Genomic DNA, 17,409 nt, shown 5'->3' with positions numbered 1-17,409 from the left:
GCAAGGCGATTGGGATCCAATTGCTGTTTCCTTGCCAACAACATTTTCTACGTTGACCGGCAGTCGGCACGTCGGGCATGGCGCCTCGACAAAGAGGCAGGATTACAACATTGAGATTGAGATTGTTATCGAATGACTTCGATCAGCCGTCCTATCGGCCTGCGCACTTTCGACGTTGCTCTACTTTAAGGCACAGCCGCCGATCCATTTGGCATGAAAGATGGAAAGCTCCATCTGACATAGCGGATACTCGGAATCTCTACTGCGGTTTCGAGCCGCGCTTCGTAAGGGCGCCTACGACAGATGATGTCACATTGCATATTGCCGGCACTTCGAGTGCAAGTGCTGTGCAAAGCGGAACGGACAGATGAAACGACCGGGATTCACAGAAGAGCAAATTATCGCGATACTGAAGGAGCATGGGGCTGGTGCGAAACCGGCTGATCTAGCTCACAGACACAAGATCTCTGAAGCGGCGATCTACGACTGGAAGGCCAAGTTCGGTGGCATGGACGTTTCAGCCGCCAAGCGGTTGAACGCCCTGGAAGAGGAGAACGCGAAGCTAAAGAAGCTTCTGGTGGAGCACATGCTCGGCGTGGATGCACTTCGCGAACTCCTATCAAAGTAGTCGCCACCAATTTGCAGGCTCCCACGCCGCTGCACGGCGCAAGCCCAGAGCGCTAGCTCCCGCAGAATTGCCAGATCGGCCAAGTGATGCACGCCACCTCTTTGAGGCCGAAGGCACAAAGCAAAAGGACGCCTATTCCAGAATCGGAGATGATCGAGTGAGAAGCGGCCTTCCCTCAAGACTGACATGCGCGATCTTTGACCACTTGGACGACGACGGCCGCGATATCGCGCGACAGTATGAAGATCGTCTCAAGTTGGCGGAGGCGTGTGATTCTCTGGGCTTTTACGCTTATCACCTGGCGGAGCACCACTGCACCCCGCATGGCAGAGGGCCGTCGCCGAACCTGTTTCTAGCAAGTCTTGCGCAGCGCACCCGAAGGCTTCGCTTTGGTCCCCTTGTTCTGTTGCTCAACCTCCATCATCCATTGCGCGCGTTCGAAGAGATCTGCATGCTCGACCAATTGAGCGGCGGTCGGCTCGAACTCGGTATCGGTCGCGGCTCCCAGCCGATCGAATGGGGTTATTTCGGAATCAGCGCAGACGCGGCGCCAAGCCGCTTTTCGGAGGCCAGCGAAATCTTAAATGTTGCGCTGAAGGGCGATACGCTATCCTACCGAGGAAGCCATTTTGAGCTGAACCGTGTACCCCTAACTTTGAGGCCTCATCAGCGCCCTTATCCACCTACCTGGATGGCCAGCAATCGGACCGAATCGGCGGAATGGGCCGCGGCAAATGGTGCAAATCTGGCGTGTGTCGGTCCCGCCGCTTCTGTACGAAGCATTACGAATGCTTTTCGTTGCCGTCGAGCGCGCCGCACAGTCGCGAACGATCGAGAGCCATTCCTAGGGTTGGCTCGTATGATCGTGATTGCGAGATCTGACGGAGACGCTCATGAGGCTGCCGAAGCCGCTTATAGACAATGGCTGGACAGCTTTAAGTTCCTTTACGAGTTGAATGCCGCTCCGACACCGCCGACCCTGCCTCTGTCGTTCGATACAGCGCTGGAGAGCCAATTGTGCGTCGTCGGAACGCCGGCTTCCGCCCGGCAGCGGCTTCTTAACCAGATGGAAGAGGCAGGTACCAACTACCTACTCTGCCAGCTAGCATTCGGGAACCTTCCGCTCGACATTTCACTATACACCGCGAGCACGATCAAAGCCGAAATCATCGATAGCTTTGGCTGACATACCTTTGGCTGACTTGTTCAACTTCGCTACTCGGGATGCCCGGCCGCTTCTTGGCATGCCGTACGCGCCGATCGGCGTACGATCAAGGCGTTCTTTCTTGCTCGACGGGAGATCCCAAACCCATAAGGATATAGGCGCGACCTCATGCATCACTTTTCCGGCCGCGCAGCCGATGTCGTCGGCGGCGAAATGATCAGCTTGAACAGTTGGTATGACAAAGTGGCTCAATCCGAATGCGGGTTAGTTTTATGCGTCGTCCAGAGCACGTCGAGGATACCCGCGCGCGCTATCGGCGGACTGGATGCATCCCATCAAAACTTTCGATTTTACGGATTTCGGCCAAATGCACCATAGTCGCTCACCGATTTCCGGCAAGCACCTTTGACGAAGCTCGTGTGACCATGGATCCCCTTTGCTTTCAGCCGAGTCGCAGGTCGGCTCACGCCTTTCGCGCCAACAACGAGATCCGTCAACCTCTGAAACCGTGCCACCAGCGGCCTAGCTTCGGCCGGATGGCCCGCCGAAACGTATGGCCTTCATTCGAAGTCGCCGACAGCAATTTCGGCATCCTAAGGGTGGCCCTCAAAATCAGGTGCTTTGCACGCGCATTGGCCAGGTTCAATGCGTGCGCCGCATAGAAGCCGGGCAGTCGAACTGCCTCTTGCGCCGAACTCGGCAAGGCTTGTCGGCCTGACCAGGTGGACAACGCCGTTATTTCCACGATGTTGCGATTCCCATGCGATGCGACTTCAGGTATCCGATCTCCTCGGACACGAGAAGGACGTGCTCGTGTCAGCGGCGCCTATCGACGTCGATTCCGGCGACGCGAAAGGCTGTGCGGCAGCACTAGCCGCCCACTTACGCCCTTTGATCGCGGGGTTCTCATGCCGCCCTTCCGCTCCACGCTGTTTGGTGGGCTCTGCCTATGCCAACGGCGTTCCAGCGAGGTCCCCCAGCTTGGAGTGCGCCGGCTCGATAGCTCAATCGAGGACGGGCGTTCTACCACGCAGCGCACAGCGCTCTATAGCGTCCATACCTCCCTCCGGTCTTTCTGCGGTGCCTGACTCTCCCTTCCTTCGGTTGCACAGACGCGAGTTACCTTGTCCTGCGGCAATTCGGTCACGCACCGCATCGGCTGCCTCGCAAACCGGAACGCACACAAAACCTACACGTCAATCTCGCTGAATTAGTCTGGAGAAACACTGTGGAACTTGACCCTTCGAATTCACGCATGCAGGAGCTTGAGGATCGCATCGACCTACAGCTCGACATCGTGGCAACTCTCGTACGCGAAGGAAGCAACGAACTCGAGGCAATCCAGCTGCTCAACGCACTCACGAACGAAATGATATCAGCGGAACTGGAGCTCGGCCGGCTCGGCGATACGAGCACCGGTGACCATCCCGGCGACGGGCGAGCAGCGCGAATGAGACGGGACCCTGGCGTCTACAATCCAGAAGAGCTTCAAATCTTGGGGCGCCTTCTCGATCAGGCAGTGGCCGCCTTACCGCCCGCACTGCGCACTCCGGCCAACCAGATGCGGATTGCCAGATTGATTCTGGCACGTGCAGCGGGCTGAGAGCCGTTTTGATCTTCTCAGATTGACGGGCTTCATCGCTAGGCTGACCGTGGCTGTGCACCCCAAACACTTGATCATGGCAGCTTACACGCTCGCAATTTACTCCAAGGCAGATAGGGAGAAGCACGATCCGACATATTCTGGCGCGACACCGCACGGTTGGCCGCGCCTTCCGATATTCGTGTCTTGACAGAAACGCTGCCCCCGGATCCCAGCCGCCGTGTTCTATCGTTGCGCGCCGTCTGATATTTCGTTGCCAGAACGAGCTCCAGGCAGATCAACGCAATTGCGCGATCACTTGTCCCATTTATTTGGTGCGCCCCACCCGAAGCAGCATCGTATCGCAAACGTGGGGCGTGCGAAGGAGCTGGCGGATACGACCAGGTTGTTGACGCATGTCGGGAAGCACACGAACGATTGTCGAGAATGAGCCACACCGCTGGACGCGACATAACCAGCGCATGCGACATCCCCCCGAACACTTCTTAGCCTTGAAATCCGGAAGGTGGCGAACGGCCCGCTCCGCAGCACGGCTTCAGTGCGACTGACGCTTGGAAGTATGGGTGCGGCGAAGGACCAACGCCAGGCAACAAGATGCGCGGCGCAACGAAGCAAATTTCAACGCAGGTCCCTTCAGGCAACTCAGAATCGTTCGACTTGCGCTCGCACTTCGACATTCGGTCATCCGGACTTCAACAAGCGGCATTATAAAGTTCGCTGTAGCGCCGCGAGCAGATCGACACACATTTTTGGCTGTGGCTTCGATTTCTTGGCGGTCACGACGGGCCGCAGCTCGCCGATACGCTGCGGACGAAACGTTTAACTTGTGTCAGGAGTCGAGGAGTTTTGAGATGGATCAGGTCATATCCGACCAGGTGCAAGCGCCAGAGGCTATCGTAAGCATCGCATTTGAAAAAGCGTGGAGCTTTGTCGAGAAGGACCCAGTTCTGGCGCATCATCTCAAGACGTTCCTTCACCGCCGCTTGCGAGCATTACTGGAGTGTTCGATCAGGACCGGCGAACGAAATACCCTGCATCTGGCAAACGAAGCGATACGCAATTTACGAGCGGAACTGGCGTCGCCGAGCAAACAATAGGAGGGTTCGTTCCTCTAGCTCAGCAGTACCCGTGTTATCGACAGAAACGGGATGGTGTCGTCGGCTCCCGAAGGGCCAAGTCGTGGTCGAGCTGAGTTTCTCTGCTCATCTTCTTCTACACCGACGACTGCGTCAGGGAGCCTGCTTGTGTAGCTCTCGTGGCCCCCACGCCAGTAAGGCGACAGGCACGCTTTGCCCCGACGTGACACAATGCGCACCGGATCTGGCAGATTGGTACGCCTCCGAGCAATTTCGATGCGAGCTTCGTCCAGCGCGGTGACCAACATTTTGCGGTAGACGATGTTGGCGGCGCACCGTCGATTGGCTCTCCTGTTGCGGCAAGAGAAGTTACAGCTCGCGCGGATTTCAGGGGATGTCCGGATTCAGATCGATCAATACCTCTGATGGCCCTTTCCGACGTTACCACAATGTTAAGTCGCCTCATGACTTCCTGACCCTAGAAAAATTCCAATCCCACTCCCGATTGGGGCACTTTCATCTTTGCGCTTCATGACGAAACCCGCGGAACGACGCGTAGCCGGACGTATCGCCGAGAACCTGGTTGTAGCGGTGCTTCAGCAAATGCTCACAGCATTGCGTCGCATAGTGCCATCGCGATCGGATCGCCTTCAGATAGAGGCGCAACGAGGCGCCCCTATCAATGTCGTTGCATCGACGCGTCGCAAGCTAGGAGCCTCACAACCTGACGCACCGTGCGTTTCGACCCATTTCTTGCGGAGGAATGTTGTGCCTCAGTTACAGCAATTCGCAATCATGTTGTTAAGACGCACGGCGCCGGGGGGCATCAAAAGGAATGACACTGGAATGAAGAATTTTCTGATTCTGACCGTAAGCATCGCGCTCAGCGCTGCAGCTCCCGCATTCGGCGCTGACCTCGCCGGGCAGCCTGTCAACATCAAGGCGCCCCCATTGCCGGTCGTAGCTCCGATCAACGACTGGAGCGGCTACTATATCGGTCTCAATGGAGGTTGGGGATCGAGTCACAATTGCTGGGACTTCAACGGCGTCACTCCCGAGGGCTGCCATAATTCGACCGGCGGCACCGTCGGCGGCCAGATCGGCTATCGCTGGCAGATCTTCAGAACTGTGTACGGCATCGAAGGTCAAGGCAACTGGGCCGACTTCAATGGCTCCAATGTCAGCACCGCCCTCCCAGCGGACACCATTGGCACCAAGACAGATGCATTTGGATTGCTCACCGGCCACGTCGGCTACGCATTCAATGCCGTTCTGCTTTACGCCAAGGGCGGTGCGGCGGTGACGAGCAACACCTATCACGTCAACTCAGTGGCTGCTGGCACCGAGCTTGGCAGGAACAACGATGTTCGCTGGGGTGGGGCGCTCGGCGCTGGCGCCGAAGTCAGCCTGACCTCGAACTGGTCGGCTGGCCTCGAGTATAATCACTTGTTCATGCAAGGCACTAACGTAAGCTTCCCCACGGCCGCTGGCTTCGATCGCGTTCACCAGGACATTGATCTTGTCACGGCACGGCTCAACTACAAGTTCGGCCCGGCGTTTGCAAAATAGGACCGCGCGCGCCTTGTTGATCGAGAACCCCGACCAATGGTCGGGGTTCTTTTTCCGAAACGCTGCCCCCGCGCGCCCAGCCGGCTGCACTGGCTCGAACTCGTCGAAGCTTAGATCGCTCGCTGGCGGAGCAGACCGCAGGCACCGTCCGTAGTCAACGACCCAGTCGGCTTGACATGCGCCGACGAACTCCAGAACCTCACGCAACGTTAGGTTTACCCTCGCCTGTCTCAACCAAGCACGGCTGGAATAATGGCATGAGCCAGCCAGAGCTTGGCGTCAATGGCTTAGCCAATCAGTCCGTCACTTCCTTGCAGTGAGGATCTCAAAGAATATTGAGGCGAATGGCGATAGCGGTCGCTTGGATCCTGGTGGTCGCACCCAGCTTTCGCATTGCATTCTTGATATGAAAATTGACGGTATTATCGCTAATTCCTAGAATCCTGCCGATTTCCCAGGACGATTTCCCCTCTGCCACCCACCGCATACAGCTGATCTCCCGTTGCGATAATGCAATTTTTTTCCTACAGCCGCTATTAGAGGGTCGAGCAATCTCGCCATAGGCGCTGTGAAAAAGCGAAGCCAGGGCGTTGAGATGACCGATGCGATCCTGAGGATCAGCATCGTCGGACGGAGACGCAAAGGACACTACAGATACTTGGCCCAACGGGCCAAATAGGGGCACGCTCATGCCATGCTTCAGGCCGGCCTCTCTGGCCTCATCCAATACGCGTCTCTCGTCCGGTTGTAGCTGATAATGGTCAGCGAGTTGGTCCCACAGAAACGGACGCGCATGCATCGGCGTCCGCCGGACCACCGGGTCGATGGTGTGGTACTTGTGTTTGAAGTATCGATCGCACCAGGCCGGCGGCCAATTCACAGCGACAGTCGGCGGCGGATACTCAGCCAACCGAAGCGGCTCGACGAAGTTGAGGGCTCCGTAAGCAACTTCACTGAATCCTTCCTCGGTGGCACGGTTTACAAGAAGATCAAACAACGCTCTCAGCGAATGCGTCTGGTTTGCGCATTCGGTGAAGCTAAAGAGATCCACGATGGGCGCATCTGCACGCCGATCCGGTTCGCCATCGCTGCGTTCGATTACGTTTGTTTCAAGCGGAGCCAAATTCCGTTCCATGAGCTGAACTCTTAGGTTGCTCTTCGAGAAGTCTAGAGCGCGCGCTGCGTCAGACGCCATCCCGGGTTTTTCGCCTTCCGCCGGCTACGGCGCGATAATCGTCCTGTCAAACGCCGGGATCCCGCTCGCCGATGACGCGCTGGCCAAGCAGGCGATCACCGCATTGTCATTCGTCTGATGGTCTGTGTCGGCTGCAGCAGCCCCGATGGCTCGTGGTAATCCAGCTGGCGACGCCAACCAGCTATGAATGACAATATCTGCCCTGCTCAGATTGAACGGTGAGGAGCGACCGTGCTGCCCGAAAGACGCCTGGCTTTGCCTCACGGTCGAGCACGACGATATCCTGAACGTTGAACTTTGCGGTTCAAGCGAAACGGAGCACGTTGGCCAACTTGGCGGCGCCGAACTCGACCTACGCAGTTCCGACATTGGCCTTCTGCTTTCTGCGGACAGGAGGGTGACTGTTTCTTCCCCATCTTGCGAATTGCTGTCGCGAATTCCGTCCTCCGTCTTTCGACGGCGTCGGGAACGCGGTCTGCGAGCAACACAGAAGAGCCGCGCCAGCAGGTGACCGCGTGATATGACGGCCCGGGGCCTGATCAGGCGCGTTGAAGAGGTCCAGCGCACCTGAATTGAAGGCACAGATGATCGGCGCGCCAGGCGAGCGACGGGAGATACGCGCAGAAACGAAACCTGCCGGCCGCGGAGGACACCTTGCATGCGCATCTCCAAAAGGGAGAGGACCTAGGCGCGGATCAGCAAGTGTCGTACCAACTGGCGGCCTCACAAAAATCAATCCTCGATACCAGGAATCCAAGGCAAGAGCCCGGTTTCGGCGCACGAGCGCTTGAAGCATTGGCGACATCTGGAGGAAACGCGACAGCGCCACTTGCGCAAGGCTCCCACGGCCTGGAATGAGTGCCGCTCGGCGCGGCGGCTCCCAAGCGCCTTTCAAACAGCCGAGCTGCTCGCGTACTACTTTCGCATCCTGGTCAAGTACCAATGCTGGCAATTGAAGAAGCCGATCGACAAATGGCAATGCTCTAGGAACCTTGGCCGGTGCCAAATGCGGCGTCCGGACGCGCGGCATCCGATTAAGCGCTCGCTTGGACTTCTTCCCTCGCGGAAAGACAATTGGGACTGCATGCAGTTAGTGCAAGACAAGCGAAGAACCTCTCGCAGGTTGGTGAAGTATGCTTTCCCTGTTCTTCGCGGTTATCTCCCTGCTCTATGCAATGGTTGGCCAAGCGGGTGGAACCGCATTCCTAGCGCTTATGGCGTTTTCTAGCTTGCCCTCCACAGAGATGCGCCCGACGGCGCTTGGCCTCAACATTGTTGTCGCGAGTTATTCCACGTGGTTCTTAAACCGCAACAAAGCGATCGACTGGATAGCGCTCCGGCCGCTTCTATTGTCATCAATGCCAGCGGCACTTGCCGGTAGCTTGCTGGTGCTCGGGGAGCACGTTTACAGGACGTTGACCGGTCTTGTCCTCCTTTTGGCGAGCGCTGTGATGATCGTGCGGCGCGGCCGCGTTGCCCATCGTGTTTTCGAAGCTCCGCTCTGGGGAAGCGTCGGCATTGGATCGGTCATCGGGTTGGTTTCGGGTCTGACCGGCGTGGGCGGCGGAGTATTCCTGGCGACCGCGCTCGTGACACTGAACTGGGCGTCCGCCAGACAAGTCACCCTGCTGTCGCCTCCGTTTATCCTAGCGAATTCCATGGTGGGCTTCGTCGGAGTTCTTTTCACCGGCCAGTTTCCGTGTTCGGATTCGGCCATTTACGCAATCGCCGCACTGGGAGGAGCCATCGCAGGAACAGTTATCGGCCTGAAATGGCTGAGCCAAACAGCTATTAGGTTCATCCTTGTAGCGGTTCTGCTCATTGCCGGCGTGCAGTTGGTTCGCACCTAGATGCGGTCCGAACTGCCTTTGCTGCGGCTGTCGTTGCGGTCATCGTGCACCAAACGGGGGCCAGGACAATAGCCGGAACGATTCCAAAACGAACGACCTGTGGCCTTGAAGCAGAACAGACGCGTATCGTCTGACTTGGACGTGCCAGAGAGCGCAGAAGCTGACAATGCCCACGCTTTGCGATTCCGGCCCAGCCTGGGGCCTGGTTGGGAATTGGTGAACTCGCAGCGCTCACAACAGCACGGCCGAATCAAAGCGCCCCGACGCACCTGCCGGGGTGGAAGTGCGCCGGGGCGGCCCCAACATCATCAGTACATCCGTGACGATGCTTGGCTGCAATGAAACAAGCGGCGTGGCGGAATTGAGGCTCATCTATACTTATGAGGCGGAGTGCAAAAATGTTTTTTAGCCGGTTCGACGGCTATTGAAACTCACGTTGCGTCACGTTGTACCATCTCGTACCCTGTGTTTCATCAACCGACGCTGCCTGACTGACAATCCCAGCTCGGAGAGCATTCTACTCGTTGCATCTCGAGGCACCGCGCTAAATACTATCCCTATCTTCGTTCGCGTATGCCATTTTATCCTGCACAACCCCAGTCAGCTCGGACGCAACCCGGAGCACTCCATGGCGTGCCAAAGCGTCTCGCGCCCACGTCGCTGAAAGCATTGCGAACGGGCTCAATCCCGTCTGCGCGGGTTTGAAACGGCGTGACTGACAAAGATTGTGCAGATTCAGTGGCGCGGACTACCAATCGGACTTAGCGTGATTTTCTGACTCGATCGAACGTCTGGGCATCCACATCAGCTTTTCCACTGAAGCCAGTCTGAAAGGCTGAGGCCGACTGGTTCGCCGCCGACAACGCCTTGGATCCTGTCTTTGTCGCAAAAGCCCCTGCGTCGGAGAATGCAGGCGCAATGGGCGCTCCGATAATGATTGTTCCTGCGCATAATGGCTGGGCGTATCGAGCCCGCGCGGCCAAGCTTATGTGGGACATTTGTTCTTTCACCGGGGTGCAAATGATGGCTAGCACCTGACTTCCTCACCGCTCCCAGTTCGTAGGCTGTCCTGGCAATTACATCGAGGAAGGGTCTCGAGCTTCGGGATCAGAGCAGCGCCTTTTGACTTAGCGCAAAGACACAGCAGAGGATATGCATCAGCCTCATACCGTATCAGCGCGGAAAGGTAAGCGTGCAGACCTCACTCCTAAACAAATATTGCGATGCTCGCCTGCCCTGGTACACCATCTACCCAACCGTACCGGATTTCTCTGATGCGGTCGGCGCCACGACCTATGAGGCGTGGTTGCGCCGGCTGCCGCCTGACGAATCCGTATCGCTCTACCTTCACGTTCCGTTCTGCCGTTCGATCTGCTGGTATTGCGGCTTCCCAACAAGCCTCACTCACAGCGAGCGGCCGATTCGCAATTACCTGCTGACGGTACGAGAGGAAATTCGTCTGGTCACAGAGCAAGCGCCTCACGGTCTTCCAGTGAGCGACCTGCATTTCGGCGGCGGCACGCCGACTACCATCCCACCGGTCGATTTCTTGGCTCTGATGGAGCTGCTGCGCCGCTGTTTCGCGTTCAGCAAATCGACCGCGCTCGCCGTCGAGATCGACCCCCGCGCGTTCACGGCCGAGATGGCGGAAACCTTGGGAGCAGCGGCCGTCAGCCGCGCGAGCATCGGCGTGCAAAGCTTCGATCCCGTAGTTCAAAGGGCGGTCAACCGTCTCCAAAGCGAAGCGCAGGTCGCTTTGGCCGTCGAACGCCTTCGCCAGCATGGAATAAGCCGTATCAATTTCGACCTGCTCTTCGGATTGCCGCATCAGACCGTGCAATCCTGCGTGAACTCAGCGCAGACGGCCTTGACCATGCGGCCCGACCGCCTTGCGGTGTTCGGCTATGCCCATGTTCCCTCCTACATGAAACGCCAGCGCCAGATCGACGAAGCGGTGCTCCCTGACAATGTTGCGCGCGCCGAGCAAGCAGCAGCCATGGCAGATACGCTGGTTTCCGCCGGATATCGCCAAATCGGGCTCGACCATTTTGCCCTCCCGGACGACGAACTCGCGCACACGCAGAGAACCGGCCGGCTGCGCCGCAACTCGCTGGGCTATTCGGCCGATACGTGTAACACCGTGATCGGCTTTGGTCCGTCAGCCATCGGCCGTCTGCGCGATGGCTACGTGCAGAACGAGACGGCAACCATTTCCTATAGCAGACAGATTAGTGCTGGCCGTCTGGCAACCTCAAAGGGCCACTGCCTCACCGCCGAAGATCGCCTTCGGGCCGCAATCATCGAGCGGCTGATGTGCGACTTGCAGGCCGACGTGCCGGCAATCTGCTCCGCCCACGGCTTTGCTCCGATGCCCTTTCTCGATTCAGCTGACCGTCTGGGAATGCTTGCCAAAGACGGGATAGTTGACATCGAGCAGGGGTTCATCCGAGTCAAATCAGAGCACCGTTTTGTCATTCGCGCTGTCGCTGCCGCGTTCGACGCTCATCTCGACCGCACGCCCTATTGAGAAGTGACGCATGCGAGCAGATCTCTAATATCAACGCGCATCGCAAAGGAGCAATCGACGAAGCGCCTGTGGCAGCCAGGCCAAATGGTCGTTATGAGGCGGAGCAATCAATCCCTATAACTGACGCCGCCACCTGAAGTAGCCGAACTCCCTTGCCCGCACAGATCAACCGGCGAATACGATATTCCCACGCTGTGGAATCGAACTGCTGTGGCGCTTCTGCTCCTGCTAAGGCTTACTGACAACGGCGCGCCGAGTTGACGAGAGACGCAAATTGCGGGGTCTTGCCGCGGTCGTCAGTAGTACGTTGGCCTCATCTTTTGCAGATGTCGTAGGGGCATCGGCTGCGTGATGCCCCTCCCTTCAGATCTGCCCGAACTGGCAATGATCTGATGACAGACCGTCCCGCGGATATGTCGTTCACGACCTGGTACGCGGAACGCGCTCCGCGACCTAGCAAGAATACCTTCAAAAATCTGGCCCCGTCGAAGCCTTTAGATGATCCCACGGCGACAAGCGGCATCGCGAAACCGGGCCCAAATAGTGGGACCGGTTGGGAGGCTGGTCACGCCTGTAGCCAATCGAAACATCAAGGTGCGCCTGCCATGGGTGCTGCGATCACTGGGGCGCCTCCAACGGAAACAGGTCCTTGTGGTGTGGACTGACCGCGCCGTTTCTTGGCCCGGCTCGAAGCAGCCTGGGCGGACGGTGGGGCAGAAACGGAAGGCGTGGAAGTATTCTGCAGGGACTCGATCCGCGAAGTCAGCACGCTGATCTGATCTAATATCCCCTTGAGGTCCTCCCGCGTGGCATGGATGCTACGGTTCAGTTCTGCGATCTCATCGCTAGCCTTCAGCTGTGCCCACTTTATCTCGGACAGGGCAGCTCTGTCATCCAATGACGACCTCACGATTGGATCGACTCGGTGGCTTTCCGACGGCCCGACAAGCTCTCCGAGGCCAGCCCAAAACCAGGCGCCAGCTGCACTAAAGCTGACGATCACAAGGAGAAGCACCAAAACCCGGAGGATGCATCGTGACGGCTCTCGCAACAGCGGTCGCAAATCCGAACCGACCGCATCGTCGATCATCGCCATCGCTCCTCGTCCAGCGTTCTTCCTTCGAGCGGTCTGTTTCGCCGATCCGAGCGCTTGCGGCGTTCGCGCGGTCCAAAGGTCCCGACTGCCGGCAGCTTCACTCAAGACGCACCGCTTAAGTGACGGCTGATTAAGTGACGGCTGAGCCCTCAATTCCTCATAGGGAGGGCAACCATTGCGCTCGATCAACTACCAATGTCAGCAGGTTGATCGAAATCATGGGCACATGCCAAGCGGGACTAACGAAAGCCGCGCACGGGAAGGACCCATTATGCAAGACAGATTCGGCCGTCCCAGCGGTCCCTACCGAGCGAGCTGCTCGCCCGCCTCCACCAAAGCGGCCCGAAGGCTGTTTCGTCCATTCACCTGGGATGACCAGTATGGGCGTCGTTGTGCGATCGTCGAGCACACGCATTCCAGAGCCGGTCCCAGATCCTGTCGATTGTCTGGCCCAACAGCATCACAAAACTCCATGAACCCGTGGCTCATGCCCCGCGGGATTTGCTTTCTGGCGCCTGCCACTTCGTCAGTAAAGGGGTCTTTCAGCAAGGGCCCCGCCAACGTCGTCCCACTCTGCCCCACTGCGAGCAGCGAGGCTGTGTTCATAAAGTGACAGCGAGGGTAACGGTACTCGTCATGAACCTCTCGCCGCACCAGCGCGCGCTGCTCTCTTTTCGGCCTCCGGCCTGAAGCGCAAGTGAATTGCAGAGCAGATCATCTGCTGCCTCCTCGGGAGCGAAGATGCTGGGATGCCACTGTCGGCCATTCAGGCGACAGTTCGTCGCGTTCATGACTGACTGACACGGACCTGAAGTACGCCATGCGTGATTGGTTTCTTGCGGCGACGTCGCTTCGAACATCTACCGCCGCCTTGGCATCTGCGTTCACGTTTCGGCCAATCCGCAAACGATGTAGACGGGCTATCGCAGTTTCTCTGGCGGCCTGCCTGCTCGGCAACTCCGCGCAGGCACAAACCGAGGACGAGCTCGATTCCGGGAACGACACTGTAGATCAAGCCAGCGAAAGCAGACGAGCTTCCGGTCGGGCGACAAAGTTGCGGACCGGGATGATGCGTCAAGCAATCCAGCCTCGGCGCCCATGGTCTGCGGCACGCGCCGATGCGTCTGGCGAAAAGCGCCGCGGTGTTGATAGATTTGCTCAGACGCGAACGCAAAAGCCCATGGATCCCTTCGCCAGGTACGACAATCTGCGTGAAAAAGGGTTGTGGCTCGCCATACCTGGCCCTGCAGATACGATTGATCAGGAAAATGGCGGCGTTCGGTCTGCGCTGGCAGATGTCGGCATTGGCTATATCGGCTGGACACACAACATGCTTGTAGATAATCAGCTGCCGAATGCAGCGAGAAGCCCAATCGCAAACCAGCTTTACATGGGCCAGAATCCGACCTTCGCTTCGGCGAACTTCTTGATCGTCACTTACGATCTCAGCCGATTTGGCATCCCCGATGGCCAGATTGTCGTCGGAGCGGAGCAGCAATACTGGACGTGGGATCGCCCGGGGCCTGACAGAGTGGGGCTCAACACGCTCGCCTACTACCAGACTTTCCTCGACAGGAAACTCGAACTGAAACTTGGTTACCTGAGAAACCAAAATGAGTTTACCGGCACATTGTTCGGAGGGATGACCGGATCGAACATGTTCGCCTTGATCCAGGCCGGGGTGAGCACCAATGCTGCGCCCACGCCGGCGGTCAACCTGAAGTACAATTTTAACGATCGCTTCTACAACAAGTTCTCACTCCAGCGCTCAATCAGTCCGGATGGCCCCTATGTCGAGATAAGGGAGAATCCCGCCGGCTTGAACTGGAGCACGGCCAATTCGGGCACGCTCTTCATCGATGAAATCGGCTACAGGAGCAAGGCCGCTCCTGGAGCGCCCGACACATGGCTGCGGGCCGGCGCTGGTTTCAACACCAGCCGCTACAGGAATTTGGCAGACCCGGATCAACAGCGAGTTAGCGGCAACAATTTCCGTTACATCGCAGCAGACCGGCAATTCTGGCAAATTGATGCCAATGGGTCGCCGTCTCGCGGGCTCTATGGCGGATTCTCTGTCATGGCAGCTCCGCCTGACCTCAACAGGATCAGCCAGTATTACGAGCTTCGTCTTTATACGAAAGGGCCGTTTGATAGTCGCCCCAAGGATCTGGTTGCTCTTGTCGCCAGTAACACGACCTGGAGCAAATTCGCCGTGGATGCTGCCCTGGCTAAAGGCCAACTTGCGCATCGCGATACCTTGGCGATCACGGGCACATATACTGCCCATCTCGCCCCTGGCATCTATGCAAGCGCCGGACTGTCATACATCCACAACCCGACAAGCATCACACATACGCTTCACACCGAGCACGCCCTCAATCTGCTGGTGTCTACGCTGGTTTTTTTCTGAGACTGGCAAGCGCCGTTCTGCTGCCCTCTTCGCGTGCCCCCGGGGAGCGGAACTCTGCGATCTGCTTGCGGGATCGATCCTGCATCTGCGTTTGATGCGCCGGTTACACCACATGTAAAGGGACACCAGCTGTAAGTGATTACGCAAAATGGACGTCGTTAGGTCTGTAGGGACGATCGAAGGGTTGTCGAGAAGAGGCTGAGACCGAACGCCGTCATTTGCGAGCTTGTCCGCGCGAATAACTGCCCACCACGGAGCCTTAACCACGTCAGGTTCTCGAAAGCTTGCCCGACTAGGCAGACTTGTTCAGGTGATCCTGCAGGAGAGGTTAGCGTGGACCCGCGAGATTTCGACCCGTCTAACGTGCCAGCTTGGCCGCAGGTGCAGCACGACGTCTCGCAAGAGCCGCAGACGAGCCAGGCCGGACAAGAACGCTTTGAGCAGCACTTGGCTGAGACAAGGCAGTCCGAAGCCGCGTCCATCGGCGCTGGAGGCTCCTATCCCCATCTATCTACAGAAGACCGGGACCTTATCGACAGGGCGATTGCTCAATACAAGCCTCAGAAGGACCCACAACCGAACACGGTCAAGCTTTATACTCAGGCACTCCGTCGACTGGTGAATGATCTCCGCAGCCGTGGCCAAACGACGGACCTAAGTGACCACCAGTCCCTGGTTGTTCACCTAGATACTTACTTTCCGAAAGACGCGCTCATGAAGACGGGAGTGAGTGTACTTCGTGCGTATCATGGTTCCGGTCATTCGGTTTCTCGCGGGCGACCGCGCGCGCTCCCCTCAGCGAAAGACGCATCTAACGATGGCCAGCAATCCCCAGACGAAGCGATGGGTCCATGTGCCCCAAGCGAGGATGTCCCCATCAATCATGAAGCTGGCCCAGCTCAACCGAGAGCAGCGAAAAGAAAGAGGACGCCGAACGATCTGGAAGAAGTTCAGGTATATAGGAAACCGAACGCAAGCGCCGCTGCGGGAGGAAGTGGCGGGGCTATGCCGGTCGCTTCAACGGGCGTCATAATCCGGGGTCAGTGGGACAGGCGGCCTCTCTATCCCGAGGATGCTGCCGATATCTTCAGGCTTGAGGAGGCGCTTATTAAGGGGGGCGCGGCCGCCGCAACGGCGAAGCAGCATGCAGGTTCTCTTATTGGCTATAGCCGTTGGCTCTTCGCAAAAAACAAACCAAGCATTGTGGCTCGGCTAGACGGCAAATCGCTGAGCGATGGCAGTGACATGCGCGAGTTCAGCGGTGCCTCTGATAGCGACAGACTCGCTAGAGCGTTAGAGCATCTGCGGACCTTTCGATCGACGGGGGCGGTCGTGCCCATCGTGCGTCCAGGGCGTAAGCGCGCTAAGCTCAACCCTTCCGTTCAGAACGTGGTGCTCATCAATCCCGAAGGCGCTTTACTGACAGAACCGATACGCATCGACAGCGCCGCCGCGCAGCACCGCGGATCGTGCGAAGCTGATCGGCGAGCGGAGCATCAGGAGGGACACGGCAATCAGCCGGTCCCGTCGGCTCCCCTCGAAGGACAGGTCGCGGTCGAGCCAGAGCAGCTTCCTCGGGAGCAGCTTCGGCGCCTGCGAGACCATCTTGATGACCAAGCTATCCTCTCGCCAGTTTCCTTGCCTTCAGAGGAGCTTCAGCAGCCGGAAAAGGAATTGCGTAACGAGCTTCAGCGGCAATCGGAGAATCCCCCTGCTCCCTCGTTTTCCTTTGACCCAGTAGAGCTTATCATTGATCCAGACCAGTTCTCTCCAGCGGAGTTTCGGCGACTGCTCGAGGATGAAGACGCACAGGAGCTTACCGAGGGACGAGATGATCAACCCGCCACTTTCGTCCAGGAGCAAGTCACATCCGATCCAGAGCAGTTCCCTCAGGCAGATCTTCGGCGAGTACTGGATCATCTCGATGATCAACCCAGCGGCTCGCCAGTTTCCGTTCCTCCAGAGGAGCTGCGGCAACTGGAACAGGGCTTGCACGACGCGCTTCACGGACTACGGGATGATCATCACCTCGCTCCTCCTGTCTCCATTGATCCAGACGAATTTACCTTCGAGCTCGATCAGTTTTCTCCAGAGGAGATTCGGCGACTGCTTGATGATGAATAACCAGAGGAGGTTCAGGAAGGGCGAGACGTCAGCTTTCGTGCCAGGCGCATCAGCGCCGCTGCGACAAGCCCCCCCAGGACGCCAGGCTCGACCTGGAGGCACGCGAAGAAGCTGCTCGACCGGGTGACCTTGCTCCCGGAAAGCCGGAGACCCAACAATGCGGCAA

The 17,409-nt window shown here is 57.9% G+C and carries 10 protein-coding genes and 1 pseudogene; 9 read left to right on the top strand and 2 right to left on the bottom strand.

The features are described from left to right. Positions 1–367 precede the first annotated feature (367 nt). The 5 genes and pseudogenes from ACVISU_RS29690 to ACVISU_RS29670 form a co-directional block, all read left to right on the top strand. A pseudogene (locus ACVISU_RS29690) lies at positions 368–625 on the top strand (transposase); the annotation flags it as partial. A gap of 160 nt (positions 626–785) precedes the next feature. Further along, entirely contained in the window at positions 786–1,814 is a 1,029-nt protein-coding gene (locus ACVISU_RS29685) for an LLM class flavin-dependent oxidoreductase (protein ID WP_456709287.1), read from the top strand. 1,207 nt (positions 1,815–3,021) lie between these two features. Further along, positions 3,022–3,396: a NolY gene (locus ACVISU_RS29680; RefSeq protein ID WP_456709286.1), complete on the top strand. Its 375-nt coding sequence runs from the start codon at positions 3,022–3,024 to the stop codon at positions 3,394–3,396. 851 nt (positions 3,397–4,247) lie between these two features. Further along, a complete protein-coding gene (locus ACVISU_RS29675; protein WP_456709285.1) occupies positions 4,248–4,493 on the top strand; it encodes a hypothetical protein in 246 nt (81 codons plus the stop codon). A gap of 825 nt (positions 4,494–5,318) precedes the next feature. Beyond that, positions 5,319–6,041 carry an outer membrane protein gene (locus tag ACVISU_RS29670; RefSeq protein WP_456709284.1) on the top strand — a complete coding sequence of 241 codons (723 nt, stop codon included), beginning with the start codon at positions 5,319–5,321 and terminating at the stop codon, positions 6,039–6,041. Between the two features lie 325 nt (positions 6,042–6,366). Here the strand turns inward: ACVISU_RS29670 and ACVISU_RS29665 are convergent, their stop codons facing one another. Further along, complete coding sequence (locus ACVISU_RS29665) at positions 6,367–7,092, bottom strand: helix-turn-helix transcriptional regulator (RefSeq protein WP_456710933.1); 726 nt, start codon at positions 7,090–7,092, stop codon at positions 6,367–6,369. 1,277 nt (positions 7,093–8,369) lie between these two features. Between ACVISU_RS29665 and ACVISU_RS29660 the strand changes: the two genes are divergently transcribed. Both ACVISU_RS29660 and hemN read left to right on the top strand, forming a co-directional pair. Then, the gene (locus ACVISU_RS29660; protein WP_456709283.1) at positions 8,370–9,086 is read left to right on the top strand and encodes a sulfite exporter TauE/SafE family protein; all 717 of its coding nucleotides are present in this window, start codon (positions 8,370–8,372) and stop codon (positions 9,084–9,086) included. Positions 9,087–10,278: 1,192 nt separating this feature from the next. After that, on the top strand, positions 10,279–11,613 hold the full coding sequence (hemN, locus tag ACVISU_RS29655; protein WP_456709282.1) for an oxygen-independent coproporphyrinogen III oxidase: 1,335 nt from the start codon (positions 10,279–10,281) through the stop codon (positions 11,611–11,613). Positions 11,614–12,202: 589 nt separating this feature from the next. On the opposite strand, the gene ACVISU_RS29650 is transcribed toward hemN, so the two are convergent. After that, complete coding sequence (locus ACVISU_RS29650) at positions 12,203–12,709, bottom strand: hypothetical protein (RefSeq protein ID WP_456709281.1); 507 nt, start codon at positions 12,707–12,709, stop codon at positions 12,203–12,205. 820 nt (positions 12,710–13,529) lie between these two features. On the opposite strand from ACVISU_RS29650, the gene ACVISU_RS29645 reads away from it, so the two are divergent. Beyond that, entirely contained in the window at positions 13,530–15,119 is a 1,590-nt protein-coding gene (locus tag ACVISU_RS29645; RefSeq protein WP_456709280.1) for a carbohydrate porin, read from the top strand. 1,005 nt (positions 15,120–16,124) lie between these two features. Beyond that, a complete protein-coding gene (locus ACVISU_RS29640; protein ID WP_456709279.1) occupies positions 16,125–17,243 on the top strand; it encodes a hypothetical protein in 1,119 nt (372 codons plus the stop codon). Positions 17,244–17,409 lie beyond the last annotated feature (166 nt).

The organism is Bradyrhizobium sp. USDA 4452 (assembly GCF_054063575.1).
This window is presented reverse-complemented; position numbering and strand designations above follow the sequence as displayed.

Bases quoted from the DNA above. Each gene is read 5' to 3' on its own strand.
- ACVISU_RS29675 (WP_456709285.1), top strand. From the start codon at position 4,248: ATGGATCAGGTCATATCCGACCAGGTGCAAGCGCCAGAGGCTATCGTA.
- ACVISU_RS29670 (WP_456709284.1), top strand. From the start codon at position 5,319: ATGAAGAATTTTCTGATTCTGACCGTAAGCATCGCGCTCAGCGCTGCA.
- ACVISU_RS29660 (WP_456709283.1), top strand. From the start codon at position 8,370: ATGCTTTCCCTGTTCTTCGCGGTTATCTCCCTGCTCTATGCAATGGTT.
- ACVISU_RS29650 (WP_456709281.1), bottom strand. From the start codon at position 12,709: ATGGCGATGATCGACGATGCGGTCGGTTCGGATTTGCGACCGCTGTTG.
- ACVISU_RS29645 (WP_456709280.1), top strand. From the start codon at position 13,530: ATGCGTGATTGGTTTCTTGCGGCGACGTCGCTTCGAACATCTACCGCC.
- ACVISU_RS29640 (WP_456709279.1), top strand. From the start codon at position 16,125: ATGCCGGTCGCTTCAACGGGCGTCATAATCCGGGGTCAGTGGGACAGG.